Genomic DNA, 318 nt, shown 5'->3' with positions numbered 1-318 from the left:
CCTTTAGAGGTATATGATATTGAAACTGGAAGTACTAAAAATTTGGATTCAATAAAAGAAACAGGGGAGTATTTAGGGGTTTCAGTTGAATCTATACGATTTTATTTAGATAATTTAGAAAATGATGATAATTTAATTTTTAGAGGAAGATATAAGATTATACCTAAAAGTTTATTACGAAAAACTCTACCTGAGGGATCTTTAATAGAAGTAAAGAAGAGGGTCCGCCCCTCATTAACAAGATCAATAAAGTTAAAGGTTGTTAATCTACAATCTAGAGAAGAAACTATATACGAAAGTATTAAAGAAGCTTCTAAA

1 protein-coding gene is annotated in these 318 nt (G+C 28.6%); it reads left to right on the top strand.

Features of this window, described 5'->3' with window-relative positions; genetic code table 11:
• The coding region (locus tag F8C76_RS18450) for an NUMOD1 domain-containing DNA-binding protein (RefSeq protein WP_152132981.1) at positions 1 to 318 on the top strand (318 nt) is incomplete at both ends.

It is taken from the genome of Flagellimonas olearia, assembly GCF_009184425.1.
GTDB lineage: Bacteria > Bacteroidota > Bacteroidia > Flavobacteriales > Flavobacteriaceae > Flagellimonas > Flagellimonas olearia.
This window is presented reverse-complemented; position numbering and strand designations above follow the sequence as displayed.